At 53.6% G+C, this 14729-nt stretch carries 14 protein-coding genes; 6 read left to right on the top strand and 8 right to left on the bottom strand.

What is annotated here, in order from left to right:
• Positions 1-59 precede the first annotated feature (59 nt).
• The 3 genes from LZP96_RS09970 to mgrB all read right to left on the bottom strand — a co-directional run bounded on the left by LZP96_RS09970 (position 60) and on the right by mgrB (position 1581).
• Entirely contained in the window at positions 60-1049 is a 990-nt protein-coding gene (locus tag LZP96_RS09970) for an MBL fold metallo-hydrolase (RefSeq protein ID WP_258925923.1), read from the bottom strand.
• Between the two features lie 23 nt (positions 1050-1072).
• Positions 1073-1363, bottom strand: coding sequence for a YebO family protein (locus LZP96_RS09965; protein ID WP_064326426.1), 291 nt, complete (start codon positions 1361-1363; stop codon positions 1073-1075).
• 74 nt (positions 1364-1437) lie between these two features.
• Positions 1438-1581, bottom strand: a complete 144-nt coding sequence (mgrB, locus tag LZP96_RS09960) for a PhoP/PhoQ regulatory lipoprotein MgrB (RefSeq protein WP_064326427.1) — start codon at positions 1579-1581, stop codon at positions 1438-1440.
• 159 nt (positions 1582-1740) lie between these two features.
• Between mgrB and LZP96_RS09955 the strand changes: the two genes are divergently transcribed.
• Positions 1741-1980, top strand: a complete 240-nt coding sequence (locus LZP96_RS09955) for a YobH family protein (RefSeq protein ID WP_064326428.1) — start codon at positions 1741-1743, stop codon at positions 1978-1980.
• A gap of 56 nt (positions 1981-2036) precedes the next feature.
• Here LZP96_RS09955 and kdgR read toward each other — a convergent pair whose 3' ends face one another.
• On the bottom strand, positions 2037-2828 hold the full coding sequence (kdgR, locus tag LZP96_RS09950; protein WP_064326429.1) for a DNA-binding transcriptional regulator KdgR: 792 nt from the start codon (positions 2826-2828) through the stop codon (positions 2037-2039).
• A gap of 176 nt (positions 2829-3004) precedes the next feature.
• Here kdgR and LZP96_RS09945 point away from each other — a divergent pair, with 176 nt between their 5' ends.
• Positions 3005-4378: an MFS transporter gene (locus tag LZP96_RS09945; RefSeq protein ID WP_064326430.1), complete on the top strand. Its 1374-nt coding sequence runs from the start codon at positions 3005-3007 to the stop codon at positions 4376-4378.
• Between the two features lie 43 nt (positions 4379-4421).
• On the opposite strand, the gene htpX is transcribed toward LZP96_RS09945, so the two are convergent.
• The 4 genes from htpX to msrC form a co-directional block, all read right to left on the bottom strand.
• Complete coding sequence (htpX, locus tag LZP96_RS09940; protein ID WP_258925922.1) at positions 4422-5303, bottom strand: protease HtpX; 882 nt, start codon at positions 5301-5303, stop codon at positions 4422-4424.
• A 193-nt stretch (positions 5304-5496) separates the two neighbouring features.
• On the bottom strand, positions 5497-7545 hold the full coding sequence (prc, locus tag LZP96_RS09935; RefSeq protein ID WP_064326432.1) for a carboxy terminal-processing peptidase: 2049 nt from the start codon (positions 7543-7545) through the stop codon (positions 5497-5499).
• Between the two features lie 19 nt (positions 7546-7564).
• On the bottom strand, positions 7565-8251 hold the full coding sequence (gene proQ, locus LZP96_RS09930) for an RNA chaperone ProQ (protein WP_064326433.1): 687 nt from the start codon (positions 8249-8251) through the stop codon (positions 7565-7567).
• A 96-nt stretch (positions 8252-8347) separates the two neighbouring features.
• Positions 8348-8845 carry a free L-methionine (R)-S-oxide reductase MsrC gene (msrC, locus tag LZP96_RS09925; RefSeq protein WP_064326434.1) on the bottom strand — a complete coding sequence of 166 codons (498 nt, stop codon included), beginning with the start codon at positions 8843-8845 and terminating at the stop codon, positions 8348-8350.
• A 132-nt stretch (positions 8846-8977) separates the two neighbouring features.
• Here msrC and yebS point away from each other — a divergent pair, with 132 nt between their 5' ends.
• The 4 genes from yebS to LZP96_RS09905 all read left to right on the top strand — a co-directional run bounded on the left by yebS (position 8978) and on the right by LZP96_RS09905 (position 14724).
• Entirely contained in the window at positions 8978-10261 is a 1284-nt protein-coding gene (yebS, locus tag LZP96_RS09920; protein ID WP_064326435.1) for a membrane integrity lipid transport subunit YebS, read from the top strand.
• On the top strand, positions 10230-12863 hold the full coding sequence (locus LZP96_RS09915) for a PqiB family protein (protein WP_064326436.1): 2634 nt from the start codon (positions 10230-10232) through the stop codon (positions 12861-12863). Before yebS ends, LZP96_RS09915 begins: the two co-directional genes overlap by 32 nt.
• 76 nt (positions 12864-12939) lie before the next feature.
• Complete coding sequence (rsmF, locus tag LZP96_RS09910; protein ID WP_258925921.1) at positions 12940-14382, top strand: 16S rRNA (cytosine(1407)-C(5))-methyltransferase RsmF; 1443 nt, start codon at positions 12940-12942, stop codon at positions 14380-14382.
• A gap of 102 nt (positions 14383-14484) precedes the next feature.
• Positions 14485-14724 carry a YebV family protein gene (locus LZP96_RS09905; RefSeq protein WP_064326438.1) on the top strand — a complete coding sequence of 80 codons (240 nt, stop codon included), beginning with the start codon at positions 14485-14487 and terminating at the stop codon, positions 14722-14724.
• Positions 14725-14729: the final 5 nt, after the last annotated feature.

Here is a 14729-nt window from a genome sequence, read left to right as displayed (position 1 = left end):
GATTATTAATTTGGGCCGGGGTTAACCATTAAGAATATATCTGAACGCTACGGCAACACTTAAAGGGATAAATATTGACCAATTTTAATGATCCTGAACTTGTCATTCGCCGGGTCATTACCCTCAAGCGCCAACCTGAGCTCATTAACAGGCTCATCCAGTGATTCGTCGACCAGTTCAAACACGCCCCAGTGAATGGGAAAAGCCAATGGCCTGCCCAGCTGTTGCCAGAGCGCGACTGAAGACTGAGGATCCATATGGTGCGCGGACATGAACCAGCGCGGCGCATATGCCCCGGCGGGTAACGCTGCGGCATCAATTTTGCCCAGCCGTTCGGGGATGGTGAGCAGCTCCGGGGTGTAACCTGTATCCCCGCTGAACCAGAAGCGATGGTTCAGACCTTCTATCACCCAGCCGCACCACAGAGACTGGTTACGGTTCCAGGGTGTGCGCATGCTCCAGTGTTGAGCCGGCACGGCAGTAAAGGTCATTCCCTGGTAAACCACCGCCTGCCACCAGTCGAGTTCAAAAACCTTTTTTGCGCCGCGACGACGAAACCACTGCGCAAGGCCCAGGGGAACGAAAATCGTCAGATCGGGGAAACGTTGCAGCAAACGTCGAATCGTTTGCACATCAAGGTGATCGTAATGGTTATGTGAGATGACCAGGGCATCAATCGCAGGAAGATTTTCAACCGTCAGGGGTGGCGGCGTTTTACGCGCTGGCCCCATAAATGGCACTGGCGAAGCGCGTTTGGAAAAGACGGGATCGGTTAAGACGTAACGCCCGTCCAGGCGAAGCAGAACGCTTGCGTGGCCCAGCCACCATACGCCATCTTCTGCCGCGTCGTTAAGCTCGGCAGGCTGCCACCACTGGCGTTGAAAGTCGTCATACCCGAGCGCGGGCGGTTGAGGCAAACCAGCGGCCTTTCGCGCCTTTCGCCAGCGCTTAACATCGCCCGGCTGATGCCCGACGGATAGCGTGTTACGAAAGCCAGTCGGCGTATGATGAGAAAGGGAGGCGTTAAACCAGGGATTACGCCAGACCATTACCACCTCCCCTTTAGCGCTGCTTAGCGCTCAGCAACCAGACGAATAAAGTCATCATCATCGTCTTTGGCTTGTGCAACAGAAGCTTCCGGCGTTTCTGTCACGTCCGGCTCGTTGGCCTCGCACAGACGGCGCAACAATGCATTCTGACGTTTCTGTTGATCGAGCAGTGCTTCAAGTAACTCGATCTGCTCGTTTGTGCGAGAGCTGGCGCGGTTCACAAAGAACCACAAAATCAGCCCAATCACCATCACGATCGCAGAAACAGCCAGTGAGGCGACACTCAGTAGCCCCGTACTTACTAACTCACCCATTTCACCACCTCAAATAAAACGCCTATGTTACCACTCGCGCTGAGGAAGGAAATGACCTGCATAAAAAATGGCTGCTACCACGGGATAAATTTATTGATTGCGCAAATGCCACTAAAGAACTGTACATCCTGATCGCACATCACGTTGATTGTCTGCGTCCACAAAAAGGCGCATGCCACCAGCACGATAATCAGAATTACCCAGCGTATTTTTTTCACTCCACACTCCGTCTCTTCACCTGATATCTCCAGGTTATCACGGTTACCCTAAACAGCGGCTAACTGTACCTGCATCCAGGCTTTTTCGGAATAACTCACTTGTTTCATAGAGTAAACCGATTAACCTTATAGCATTATTCGCAAAAAAATGAGGCAACGATGCGCTTAATTATTCGTGGTGTAATGGCCTTTGCCATCCTGTGGATTGGTTTGCTGTTAACGGGCTACGGCGTGCTTGTGGGAAGCACCGAAAATGCGGCGGGTCTGGGTATTCAGTGTCGTTATCTGACGGCGCAAGGCACCAGCACAGCGCAGTACATTCACTCTGACAGTGGAATTTTTGGTATCAGTAACTGCCCGGTTCTGCGGAAAAGCCAGATGGTTGTCGATAACGGATAGTCGTACTGAAGATAAAAAAACGCCGCACGGTATGCGGCGTTTTTGCGTTCAGGACATCAGAACGGATAGTCGTTATACCCCATCTGCTCTGAAATCTTACGTGCGGCGGTGTGCAGCATCTCAACGTATTCGTGCAGACGTTCTTCAGAGAAACGCAGCGTCGGGAAAGAAATACTCAACCCGGCAATGACCACGCCAAAGCGGTCGAAAACAGGCACGCCGATGCAGCGCAAACCCTCTTCCTGCTCTTCGTTATCTTCGCCATAACCCTGCTCACGAACCGTATCCAGCACTTTCAGCAGTTCATCGGTGCTGGTAATGGTACGGTCGGTGCTGCGTTTATACTCCACGCCATCCAGGATTTCCTGCACTTCTGCGCGGTCACGCCATGCCAGAAGCACTTTACCAATCGCGGTGCTGTACAGAGGGTTACGACGACCAATGCGCGAGTACATGCGCAGGTTATACATAGAATCGATTTTATGGATGTAGACAATACTGTCTTCATCCAGCGCCCCAAGGTGAACGGTCTCTTTGGTCAGACGGGACAACTCACGCATCTGGATATCAGCGCTGCGAATAAGATCGACGTTCTGCAAGGCGCGTGCGCCTAATTCAAATAACTTCAGGGTCAGGGAATACTTTTCCGACTCGCCTTCCTGCGCAACATAGCCAAGCGACTTCATGGTTTGTAAAAAGCGATAAACGGTGCTTTTTGACATCATCACACGCTGCGATAACTCTGTAATACCAATTTCTCGCTCTTCCCCGAGCGCCTGTAAGATGCCGAACACCTTAAGCACGGAAGAAACAGAATCTGGCTGTTTATCCAAATCTGCGATTGCCATTTATCACCTCATAGCGAGTGTTTTATAAAAATCAGAACCGGTTTTTATTATAAATTCGCGAGGTGATTGCTGCAATCGTTCTGCGTTTGGTTCGTTACAATTCTGCGACATAAAACCGAAATAACGGTGCTAAAATAGTGACACAACAACTATTTACTCCGGGCTTTTCATTCCAGATGGAAAAAAACCTCTCAGATGGCCTGCCGCTACCTCAGCGCTATGGCGCCATTGCCACCATTATTATCGGTATTTCAATGGCCGTGCTGGATGGCGCGATTGCTAACGTTGCCCTCCCGACAATTGCTCACGACCTCAACGCCTCACCTGCCAGTTCTATCTGGGTGGTTAACGCGTATCAAATTGCCATTGTCGTTTCGTTGCTCTCTTTCTCTTTCCTTGGGGATATGTTTGGCTATCGCCGCGTGTACCAGTGCGGGCTGGCGGTATTTACCGTCACCTCGCTTTTCTGCGCCCTTTCCGACTCTCTGCATACCCTTACGCTGGCACGAATTGCACAGGGTTTTGGTGGCGCGGCGTTAATGAGCGTCAATACTGCGCTGATTCGCCTGATTTATCCCCAGCGGCATTTAGGTCGCGGAATGGGAATAAACTCCTTTATTGTGGCCGTCTCTTCCGCCGCAGGCCCGACCATCGCCGCTGGGATACTGTCGGTTGCCTCATGGCAGTGGCTCTTTTTAATTAACGTTCCGCTGGGCATCGTCGCGCTATTCTTTGCGCTGCGTTACCTTCCGGGAAATGGCAATAAAAGCGCCAAACCGCGCTTCGACCTGCCGAGCGCCGTGATGAATGCGCTGACGTTTGGCCTGTTAATCACGGCCTTAAGCGGCTTCGCTCAGGGGCAATCGTTGCGTATTATTGCCGCAGAATTCATCGCAATGCTCATCGTTGGATACTTCTTTATTCGTCGCCAGCTGGCGTTGCCGGTGCCTTTGCTGCCGGTGGACCTGCTGCGTATCCCTCTCTTTTCCCTGTCGATTTGCACGTCGATTTGTTCCTTTTGCGCCCAGATGCTGGCGATGGTCTCTCTGCCTTTCTTTTTGCAAACAATCATTGGCAGAACGGAGGTGGAAACCGGGCTGCTGCTCACTCCCTGGCCGCTGGCGACAATGGTCATGGCTCCGCTGGCAGGCTACCTGATTGAGCGCGTACATGCGGGATTACTGGGGGCGATTGGGCTGACGGTGATGGCGACCGGGTTATTTGCGCTGGCAATGTTGCCCGCGGCGCCTTCGGATCTCGATATCGTCTGGCGTATGATTCTGTGCGGCGCCGGATTCGGTTTATTCCAGTCGCCGAATAACCATACTATTATCTCTTCTGCCCCCCGCGACCGCAGCGGGGGTGCCAGCGGCATGCTGGGTACGGCGCGTCTGCTTGGGCAAAGTACAGGGGCCGCGCTGGTTGCCCTGATGTTTAATCTTGCCGGAAATGATGGCACGCATCTCGCGCTGTACACCGCAGGCGCCCTCGCCACCCTGGCGGCCATCATCAGCGGGTTTCGCATTACCCAGCCCCGCGCCGAGGCATAAAAAAAACCGGGCAACATGCCCGGCTTTTAAAAGTATAAAGCGGTTACTTCATGTATGCGCCGCTACGCAGTGCTTCAATGCGTTTATCCAGCGGCGGGTGCGTCATAAACATTTCGCTCAGCGACTTGTTCTTGCCGTTGATGCAGAACGCCATCATGCTGCTCGCTTCCTGCGGCTCATAGCTGGTTTTCAGACGCTGTAGCGCAGCGATCATCTTCTCGCGACCCACCAGTTTCGCTGAACCGGCATCCGCATGGAATTCACGATGACGTGAGAACCACATGGTAATAATGCTCGCCAAAATCCCGAAGAGCAGTTCAAGCACCATGGCAACAACAAAATAAATCATCGGGTTGCCGTTACTCTCTTCACCCTCATCGCGGTTGCCGCCCATAAAACCTGCGGCAATTTGCGCAAGAATACGTGAGATAAAGATAACGAAGGTGTTCACCACACCCTGAATCAGGGTCATGGTGACCATGTCACCGTTGGCAATATGGCTGATTTCGTGCGCGATGACCGCTTCCGCTTCATCACGGCTCATGTTTTGCAATAACCCGGTACTGACCGCAACCAGAGACGCATCGCGGCGTGCACCGGTGGCGAAGGCATTAATATCCGGCGCGTGATAGATAGCAACCTGAGGCATAGCGATGCCCGCCTGTTTCGATTGCTGTGCCACCGTACTCATCAACCAACGTTCCATATCGTTACGTGGTTGCTCGATGACTTCACCTCCCACTGATTTTAATGCCATCCATTTGGACATCAGCAGGGAGATGATAGAGCCACCAAAACCGAACAGCAGCGCCATAATCAGCAGGCCTTGAACGCTGCTCGATTGAATTCCCGTCAGGCTTAGCACCAGCCCAAAGACCACCATAACCGCAAGGTTAGTGGCCAGGAAGAGCGCGATTCGCATCATAATTTTCTTTTAACCTCTGTTTAACAAAACGCACTATGCGATTACCCACATCGTATGGGTATTGTGGCTATTTTCAAGGATCCGAGCGGCGTAAGTCACCAGAAAGACACAACTTTACATTGTTAAACGGCTTCCTGACGCGAGGATGCAGAACTAAAAAAACAGGCACAATTTCTTGTGCCTGTTGGGGGGATTATTTAGCCGGAGCGGGTTGCACGGCAGGTTTCTCTTTTTCCTGCTTCGCAAGGTCGAGAGCGATGTGTACCGTCTCGTCCAGATACGGATCGGGTTCCTGATAATCCTTCGGTAAATCATCCAGTTTTTTCAGCAATGGTTTACCTTCACGTTTTAGGCGATCGTTGATACGCGCCAGACGTGTTGCATCATCTTCGGTGTTCTCTTTCTCACGCTGGGCGTAATTGAGAGACACAATATTCCGTTTATCCTTCATGGCATTGAAACGCGCAATATCTTTCATGATGTACTGGAATTCAGGATCTTTCGCGATACGCTCGTTGTGCAACTTAAGCAACTCAGGACCGAACTGCTTCATGTCGCCTGATTTAACGAATGTCGCGGCATTAATGCTGTCCCACGGCAACGCGTTATCTTCAAACTTCTCGCCGGTTTCCGTCTCTTCCGTGCCGGTTGGCATCATGATGTCAGGCGTCACGCCTTTACGCTGCGTACTGCCGCCATTCACGCGGTAGAATTTCTGAATGGTGTACTGTACTGAACCCAGCGCAGGCCATTCCGGACGCAGCATCTGGTCGTAGATGCGGTTCAACGAACGGTACTGCTGGACGGTCCCTTTACCAAAGGTCGGTTCGCCCACAATCAGCGCACGCCCATAGTCCTGCATAGCAGCCGCAAAGATCTCCGAGGCAGACGCACTGAAGCGATCGACCAGCACCACCAGCGGGCCTTTGTAGTACACCACGCCATCGGTATCGGCATCTTCACGCACTTTACCGTTGTTATCACGAACCTGTACTACCGGGCCCGACGGAATAAACAGGCCTGAAAGCGAAACCGCTTCCGTTAAGGCGCCGCCGCCGTTAGTACGCAAATCGATGATCACGCTGCTGACATTCTGCTTTTCAAGCTTTTGCAGCTGCACTTTAACATCGTCAGTCAGCCCGACATAGAACCCAGGGATATCCAGCACGCCGACCTTTTCTTTGCCGACCGTTTTCACCGACATCTTCACGGCACGGTCTTCAAGACGGATGCGCTCACGCGTCAGCGTGACCGTACGGGTTTTGGTCCCCTTCCCGGCAGGCAGGATCTCAAGGCGGACTTTGCTGCCTTTCGGGCCTTTAATCAGCGCAACGACGTCATCCAGACGCCAGCCAATGACATCGACCATACTCTGGCCGGTCTGACCCACGCCCACGATCCTGTCGCCCACGCCGATCGCTTTGCTTTTCGATGCCGGACCGCCTGCCACCATCGAATTGATGACGGTATAGTCCTCGTCCATTTGCAGCACCGCGCCAATCCCCTCCAGAGACAGACTCATCTCTGTATTGAACTGCTCGGTATTACGTGGTGAGAGATAGTTGGTATGCGGATCGATTTCGTGCGCAAAGGCGGTCATCGCCAGTGAGAACACATCTTCACTGTTGGTTTGCGCCAGACGACGAAGAGCAGATTTGTAACGACGAGTGAGCGTGTCACGAATCTCTTTCTCATCTTTACCCGCCAGTTTCAGGCTCAGCTCGTCAAACTTAACTTTACCGTCCCACAGCGCGTTAAGCTCGGCTTCATCTTTCGGCCAGGGCGCTTTACTGCGGTCCAGATTAAAATTGTCGTTGCCGGTGAAGTCCATAGGCCGTTCCAGCACTTTTAGCGCGTACTGGTAACGTTCAAAACGGCGCTTCTGCGACAAGTTATACAGGTCATAGAACAGATCCAGTTTACCGCTGCGAAGCTCATCGCCCACTTCGGATTTACGTTTTGCGAACTGTTCAATATCACTGGCTAACAGCACGTTATGGCTGTAGTCCAGTAGGTTCAGGTAGCGATCGAAGATTTTGGCCGAAAAAGCCGGATCAAGATCGAACTGACGATAGTGCGAGCGGGTGAAGCGCGAGGTTACGCGCTCACTCACCGTCGCATGCTGAGTCTCTTCCTTTAGAACAGGAATTTGCTCAACGCGCGTTATATCGTCCACAGCAAAAGCATGGCCTGTTATCGCAAACAGGCCAGCCAGCGCGGTGATCTTAAAAAGAGTGTTCATGCCAGGCTCGGCCTCCGTTTCAGAACACCAGGTGTTCTGCGCGTACAATCATTGACAAACCAGAAGTCAGCTGCACACGAACGCCATCTTTGGTGATTTCCAGCACGGTGGCATCCATCGCGTTGTTGCCCGCTTTCACTTTCAGTGCCTGACCGACGTTTAACGCGGTAATGTCAGATACTGGCGTGAGGCGCTGCTCTTCGCGTGGTGCACGAGGTGCTTTTGCAACGGCTTTTTCAGCACGCGGCTTGCGATCGCTGTTTTCGTTACGACGTGGCGCAGGACGCGGTTTGCGTTCGCGGCGAGGCGCTTCTTCCTGGCCGTTCGCTGCTGCAGCTTCGCGTTTTTTCGCCTGCTGCTCAGCACGCTGTGCCTGAACACGCGCTTTGGCTTCTTCAAGCTGTTTACGCGCATGTTCAACGTGCTGCTCATCCAGCTCACCGCAAGGGTTGCCGTCGAGATCCACACGCGTTGCACCCGCTTTGATACCGTACAGGTAACGCCAGCTTGAAGTGTAAAGACGTAAAGCAGAGCGCAGCTGGGTTTTGCTGAGATTCATCTCACCCTCAACGCGCGCTACCAGATCCTGAAAAATACCGACTTTCAGGGGGCGTGCTTCACCTTCCGCGGTGAAACACTGGGGGAAACGTTCCGCCAGAAAGGCGATAACTTCTTTACTACTGTTCAACTTAGGTTGATTTTCCATGAAATTTCCTGATTACAACGGACGTTGCCAACAAGCGCAGGCATGAACAGGCGTCATTATAATGACGCTATCAGTAAATGCTACGTTATCCGTTGATTATCCTGCGACGCTCGCAAAGAATTTTTGATAATCGGTCGCGGTTAAGACATTTTCCAGATTCACGACCAACTCGCGCAGCCCCTGCTCATCCTCGGCGGTGAAGCGACCGAAGGCGGTGCTGTCGATGTCCAGAACGCCAATAATCTGATTTTTGACGACCAGCGGCAGGACGATTTCAGAATTGCTCGCGGCATCGCAGGCAATGTGTCCATCGAAGGCGTGAACATCTTCTACGCGCTGCACCTCATTTTGCGCAACGGCGGTCCCGCAGACGCCACGCCCCACCGGGATTCTCACGCAGGCGAGTCGGCCCTGAAAAGGCCCAAGCACCAGCGTATCGCCTTCCAGCAGATAAAAACCGGCCCAGTTGACCTCCGAAAGACGTTCAAATAACAGCGCACTGGTATTGGCCAGAGTGGCGATAAAACTGGTTTCCCCTGCCACTAATGCCTTAAAATCGCGGTTCAAATCCGCGTAAAATTCTGTTTTGTTCATTATTCAATCACTTGGTTGTCGTACAAAAAAATGAAGCATAGCCTAATAAAATAAACATTAAATGCGCTCATGCTCAAGATGATTCCCGAGATGAGTTAATATAACGTTAATTATTACTTTAATGCGTGAATGATGGCACTCAAAAATCCCAGGATCACTCCGGCAAAAAAGATCACTGTTCACTCGGTCAGCGATGCGCTACCCCGTGCACATTATCAGCGTTGCCCACAGTGCGATATGCTTTTTATGTTGCCGAAGATGAAATCGCACCAGAGCGCATTTTGTCCACGATGCAACGCGAAAATACGTGATGGTCGCGACTGGTCGCTTGCCCGTCTGGCGGCCATGGCGGTCACCATGATGTTGCTGATGCCCTTCGCCTGGAGCGAACCGCTTCTCAAGCTGTACCTGTTAGGCGTGCGAATTGATGCCAATCTTTTACAGGGCATCTGGCAAATGACCCGTCAGGGCGACCCGCTCACCGGCGCAATGGTGCTGTTCTGTACCGTTGGCGCGCCGGTGGTGCTGGTGCTGGCCATTGCTTATCTGTGGTTTGGTAATATTCTCGGCATGAACCTGCGCCCGGTCTTGTTGATGCTTGAAAAGCTCAAAGAGTGGGTCATGCTTGATATCTATCTCGTGGGTATTGGCGTGGCGTCAATCAAAGTCCAAGACTACGCTTTCCTGCAACCGGGTATTGGTCTGTTTGCCTTTATCGCGCTGGTGTTGCTGAGCGTGCTTACCCTGATCCACTTAAACGTAGAGCAACTCTGGGAACGCTTTTACCCCCAGCGCCCCGCCACGCGTCCGGATGAAAGTCTGCGCGCCTGCCTGGGATGTCATTATACCGGTCTACCCGATGCGCGCGGTCGTTGTCCTCGTTGCCACATCCCCTTGCGGGAACGGCGCAAAGACAGCTTACAAAAATGCTGGGCGGCACTGATCACCTCGATGGTGCTGCTGATCCCTGCTAACCTCATGCCGATTTCGATTATTTACGTCAACGGCCAGCGGCAGGCAGACACCATCATGTCAGGGATTATCTCGCTAGGAAGTAGTAATATTGCCGTGGCGGCTATCGTGTTTATCGCCAGTATTCTGGTGCCCTTCACCAAAGTGGTGGTGATGTTTACCCTGCTCATCAGCATTCACTTCAAGTGTGAACAGGGATTGCGCACAAGGATTCTGCTGCTGCGTTTCGTGACCTGGATTGGCCGTTGGTCAATGCTGGATTTGTTTGTTATTTCGTTGATGATGTCGCTCATCAATCGCGACCAGTTGCTCGCATTTACCATGGGACCCGCGGCTTTTTATTTCGGCTCTGCGGTGATATTGACTATTCTTGCAGTGGAATGGCTGGACAGCCGCTTACTTTGGGACGCACATGAGTCAGGAAACGCCCGCTTCGCCGACTGAAGCGAGAATTAAAACAAAACGTCGTATTTCTCCTTTCTGGTTACTGCCAGTCATCGCCCTCTTGATCGCGGGCTGGCTTATCTGGACCAGTTATCAGGACCGCGGCAATACTATTACCATTGATTTCCAGACAGCGGACGGCATCGTAGCCGGACGCACGCCTGTGCGCTTCCAGGGCGTCGAGGTGGGCACCGTTGAGGATATCCGGCTGGGTAAAGAGCTAAATAAAATCCAGGTTCGCGCCAGCATTAAATCCGATATGAAGGATGCGCTTCGCAGCGAAACGCAGTTCTGGCTGGTCACGCCTAAGGCCTCCCTTGCCGGGGTGTCCGGTCTGGATGCGCTGGTTGGCGGTAACTATATCGGCATGATGCCCGGCAAAGGGGAACCGGAAGAGCATTTTACCGCGCTCGACACGCAGCCCAAATATCGGCTCAACAATGGCGATTTGATGATTCATCTTCACGCGCCAGATTTGGGTTCCCTGAACAGCGGTTCGCTGGTCTATTTCCGTAAGATCCCCGTCGGTCGCGTGTACGATTACGCGATTAACCCCAATAAGCAGGGCGTCACGATTGATGTCCTGATTGAGCGCCGCTTTACTTCACTGGTGAAAAAAGGCAGCCGTTTCTGGAACGTCTCAGGCGTGGACGCTGACGTCAGCCTGAGCGGGGCCAAAGTGAAGCTGGAAAGCCTGGCCGCGCTGGTAAACGGGGCTATCGCCTTCGATTCACCCGAAGATTCCCAGCCGGCAGCGGCAGAAGATAGCTTTGGTTTATATGCAGACTTAGCCCATAGCCAGCGTGGCGTGATCGTCAAACTGGCTCTGCCGGATGCTAAAGGCCTGAAGGCCGGTAGCACCCCGCTGATGTATCAGGGGTTAGAAGTTGGGCAATTAACCAAACTCACGCTTAACGCGGGCGGTTCGGTGACGGGCGAAATGACCGTCGATCCGAGCGTGGTCGATCTGTTACGTGAAAACACGCGTCTGGAGATGCGGAGTCCGAAGCTTTCGCTGAGCGATGCCAGCATCAGTCGTTTGTTGACCGGCAATACCTTCGAACTGATCCCCGGCGGCGGTGAGCCGAAGAAAAGCTTCGTGATTGCCCCGGCCGACAAAGCGTTATTACAAAAACCGGGCGTCCTGACCCTCACCCTTTTCGCGCCAGAGAGCTATGGCATCGAGGCCGGACAGCCGCTGATCCTGCACGGAGTCCAGGTGGGTCAGGTCCTTGAGCGCACCTTAACCGAAAAAGGCGTCACGTTCTCGGTGGCGGTCGATCCGCAATATCGCGACCTGGTTCACGGTGACAGTAAATTCGTGGTGAACAGCCGTGTCGATGTCAAAGTGGGTCTGGACGGGGTGGAATTCCTGGGCGCCAGCGCCAGCGAGTGGATCAATGGCGGCGTGCGTATTCTGCCGGGCACCAAAGGCGCGATGCGGGATTCGTATCCGCTGTATGCCAATCTGGATAAAGCGATTGAAAACAGCACGAGCGATCTGCCTACCACGACCTTAACCTTAAACGCGGACACCCTGCCCGATGTGCAGGCGGGTTCGGTGGTGCTTTATCGTAAGTTCGAAGTGGGTGAAGTCATTACCGTGCGGCCGCGCGCGGAGGCGTTTGATATCGAACTGCATATCAAACCGGAATATCGTCATTTGTTAACGTCAAACAGCGTCTTCTGGGCCGAAGGCGGCGCAAAAGTACAGCTTAACGGTAATGGATTGACGGTACAGGCCTCGCCGCTCTCCAGAGCGCTGCGCGGCGCCATTAGCTTTGATAACTTAAGCGGAGCCAGCGCCAACCAGCGTAAAGGGGACAAGCGGATTCTGTATCCTTCTGAAACCGCCGCCCGTGCCGTTGGCGGCCAGATCACGCTGCATGCCTTTGATGCGGGTAAACTGGCAGAGGGGATGCCAATCCGTTACCTCGGCATTGATATCGGCCAGATTCAGAAGCTGACGCTGATTACCGCCCGTAATGAGGTGCAAGCCACCGCGGTGCTTTATCCGGAATATGTGCAGAATTTTGCCCGCACCGGCAGCCGGTTCTCGGTGGTCACCCCGCAGATTTCTGCAGCCGGCGTCGAGCATCTTGATACCATCCTGCAACCATACATCAATGTCGAGCCAGGCCGGGGTAACGCGCGCCGCGACTTTGAACTTCAGGAAGCCACCATCACCGACTCGCGCTATCTGGATGGGTTAAGCATTGTGGTGGAAGTGCCTGAAGCCGGTTCACTGAACATTGGCACCCCGGTCCTGTTCCGCGGGATAGAAGTAGGTACCGTCACCGGCCTGACGCTGGGAACAATGTCCGATCGCGTGATGGTGGGAATGCGCATTAGCCAGCGCTATCAGCATCTGGTGCGCAACAACTCCGTGTTCTGGCTGGCATCCGGTTATTCACTCGACTTCGGTATTATCGGAGGCGTCGTGAAAACAGGGACCTTCAACCAGTTCATTCGGGGCGGCATCGCCTTCGCCACCCCGCCAGGCACACCGCTCTCGCCTAAAGCCCAGCCCGGAAAACACTTCCTGCTGCTTGAAAGCGAACCAAAAGAGTGGCGTGAATGGGGCACCGCCCTGCCACGGTAATGGTAATGCTCCGGTGTCAACGCACCGGAGCGTTTGTGGTACACTGCGCGCCTGAATGTTTCCCGGTGGTACGCTCGTGGCTCAAAACTCTGTATTTCTCCCTGATGAATTCCTGGCGCAAATGCGCGAGGCCCTTCCTGCCCATCTCTCAATGGATGATTTTATTGCCGCCTGCCAGCGCCCCTTGCGCCGCAGTATTCGCGTCAATACGTTGAAAATCAGCGTTGAAGATTTTTTGCAGCAGGTCGCGCCCTGGAACTGGCAATTGACGCCGGTACCCTGGTGCGCCGAAGGGTTCTGGATCGAGCGAAACGACGAAGATGACCTGCCACTGGGCAGCACCGCAGAACATCTCGGCGGCCTGTTTTACATCCAGGAAGCTAGCTCAATGCTGCCCGTCGCTGCGCTATTCGCCGAGGGGAATCAGCCTTCTCGCGTGATGGACGTTGCTGCCGCGCCAGGTTCTAAAACCACTCAAATTGCGGCAAAAATGGGCAATCATGGGGTGATTCTGGCGAACGAATTTTCGGCCAGCCGGGTAAAGGTATTGCACGCGAATATCAGTCGCTGCGGCATCCGTCATGTCGCCCTGACCCATTTTGATGGCCGCGTTTTTGGCGCAGCCTTACCGGAAGCCTTCGACGCTATTTTGCTCGATGCCCCCTGCTCTGGCGAGGGCGTCGTGCGCAAAGATCCCGGCGCGCTGAAAAACTGGTCGGTTGCCAGCATTCTGGAGATCGCCGCGACCCAGCGGGAGCTGATTGATAGCGCCTTCCATGCGCTGCGCCCCGGCGGCACGCTGGTTTACTCGACCTGCACCTTAAACCGCGACGAAAACGAAGCGGTCTGTCATTGGCTGAAAGCGCGCTATCCGGATGCCGTGGAGTTTCTTCCCCTCGATTCGCTGTTCGACACCGCGAAAGAGGCCTTAACGCCAGAAGGCTTCCTGCACGTTTTCCCACAAATTTATGATTGTGAAGGCTTCTTTGTTGCCCGTCTGCGTAAAACCGCAAGCGTAACGCCGCTTCCTGCTCCAACCTTTAAGGTCGGTAATTTTCCCTTCACGCCAATGAAAACCCGCGAATCGGCGCAGGTCACAGAGGCGGCGCATCAGGCAGGGCTCATCTGGGATGACGGTCTGCGTCTCTGGCAACGCGATAAAGAGATTTGGCTGTTCCCGTGCGAAATCGAACCGATGATTGGCAAGGTGCGTTTCTCACGTATCGGGCTTCGTCTGGCTGAAGTGCACAATAAAGGCTATCGCTGGCAGCATGAAGCGGTTATCGCCCTGGCCGGCAGCGAGAACACTTTTGCACTGAACCATGCCGAGGCAGAAGAGTGGTATCGCGGGCGTGATGTCTACCCCGAATCAACCCCGCAGCGTGATGAAACGATCGTCACCTACCAGGGCTTCCCGCTGGGCATGGCGAAAAAAGTCGGCTCGCGGCTCAAAAACAGTTACCCACGAGAACTGGTCCGCGATGGGCGCTTGTTTACCGGTAACGCCGACACTGAATAAAAAAACGCACGTTTTGACTGGCACTTTCGCGCGCCTTAGCTAGGCTCAAAAATGGGCGATCATACTGGTCGTACCAGATTCTTCTGATTTTTGGAGCGTACTATGACGAAAACCAGCGTGCGAATTGGTGCTTTTGAAATTGATGACGCCGAATTACAAGGCGAATCTCAGGGTGAGCGAACGTTAACCATTCCCTGTAAGTCCGATCCGGATTTATGCATGCAGCTGGATGCCTGGGATGCCGATACCAGCATTCCGGCCATTCTTGATGGCGAACATTCCGTTCTTTACCGTGAGCACTACGATCAATCTTCCGATGCCTGGGTCATGCGCCTTGCGTGATTCAA

Origin of the sequence: Huaxiibacter chinensis (genome assembly GCF_022171985.1) — a bacterium.
In the GTDB taxonomy this organism is placed as follows: Bacteria; Pseudomonadota; Gammaproteobacteria; order Enterobacterales; family Enterobacteriaceae; genus Enterobacter; species Enterobacter chinensis_A.
The sequence above is the reverse complement of the archived record's forward strand: the minus strand, read 5'-3'. Positions and strand labels throughout refer to the sequence as shown.

Coding starts and splice junctions, on each gene's coding strand:
- LZP96_RS09970 (WP_258925923.1), bottom strand. CDS start 1,049: ATGGTCTGGCGTAATCCCTGGTTTAACGCCTCCCTTTCTCATCATACG.
- LZP96_RS09965 (WP_064326426.1), bottom strand. CDS start 1,363: ATGGGTGAGTTAGTAAGTACGGGGCTACTGAGTGTCGCCTCACTGGCT.
- LZP96_RS09955 (WP_064326428.1), top strand. CDS start 1,741: ATGCGCTTAATTATTCGTGGTGTAATGGCCTTTGCCATCCTGTGGATT.
- kdgR (WP_064326429.1), bottom strand. CDS start 2,828: ATGGCAATCGCAGATTTGGATAAACAGCCAGATTCTGTTTCTTCCGTG.
- LZP96_RS09945 (WP_064326430.1), top strand. CDS start 3,005: ATGGAAAAAAACCTCTCAGATGGCCTGCCGCTACCTCAGCGCTATGGC.
- htpX (WP_258925922.1), bottom strand. CDS start 5,303: ATGATGCGAATCGCGCTCTTCCTGGCCACTAACCTTGCGGTTATGGTG.
- prc (WP_064326432.1), bottom strand. CDS start 7,545: ATGAACACTCTTTTTAAGATCACCGCGCTGGCTGGCCTGTTTGCGATA.
- proQ (WP_064326433.1), bottom strand. CDS start 8,251: ATGGAAAATCAACCTAAGTTGAACAGTAGTAAAGAAGTTATCGCCTTT.
- msrC (WP_064326434.1), bottom strand. CDS start 8,845: ATGAACAAAACAGAATTTTACGCGGATTTGAACCGCGATTTTAAGGCA.
- yebS (WP_064326435.1), top strand. CDS start 8,978: ATGGCACTCAAAAATCCCAGGATCACTCCGGCAAAAAAGATCACTGTT.
- LZP96_RS09915 (WP_064326436.1), top strand. CDS start 10,230: ATGAGTCAGGAAACGCCCGCTTCGCCGACTGAAGCGAGAATTAAAACA.
- LZP96_RS09905 (WP_064326438.1), top strand. CDS start 14,485: ATGACGAAAACCAGCGTGCGAATTGGTGCTTTTGAAATTGATGACGCC.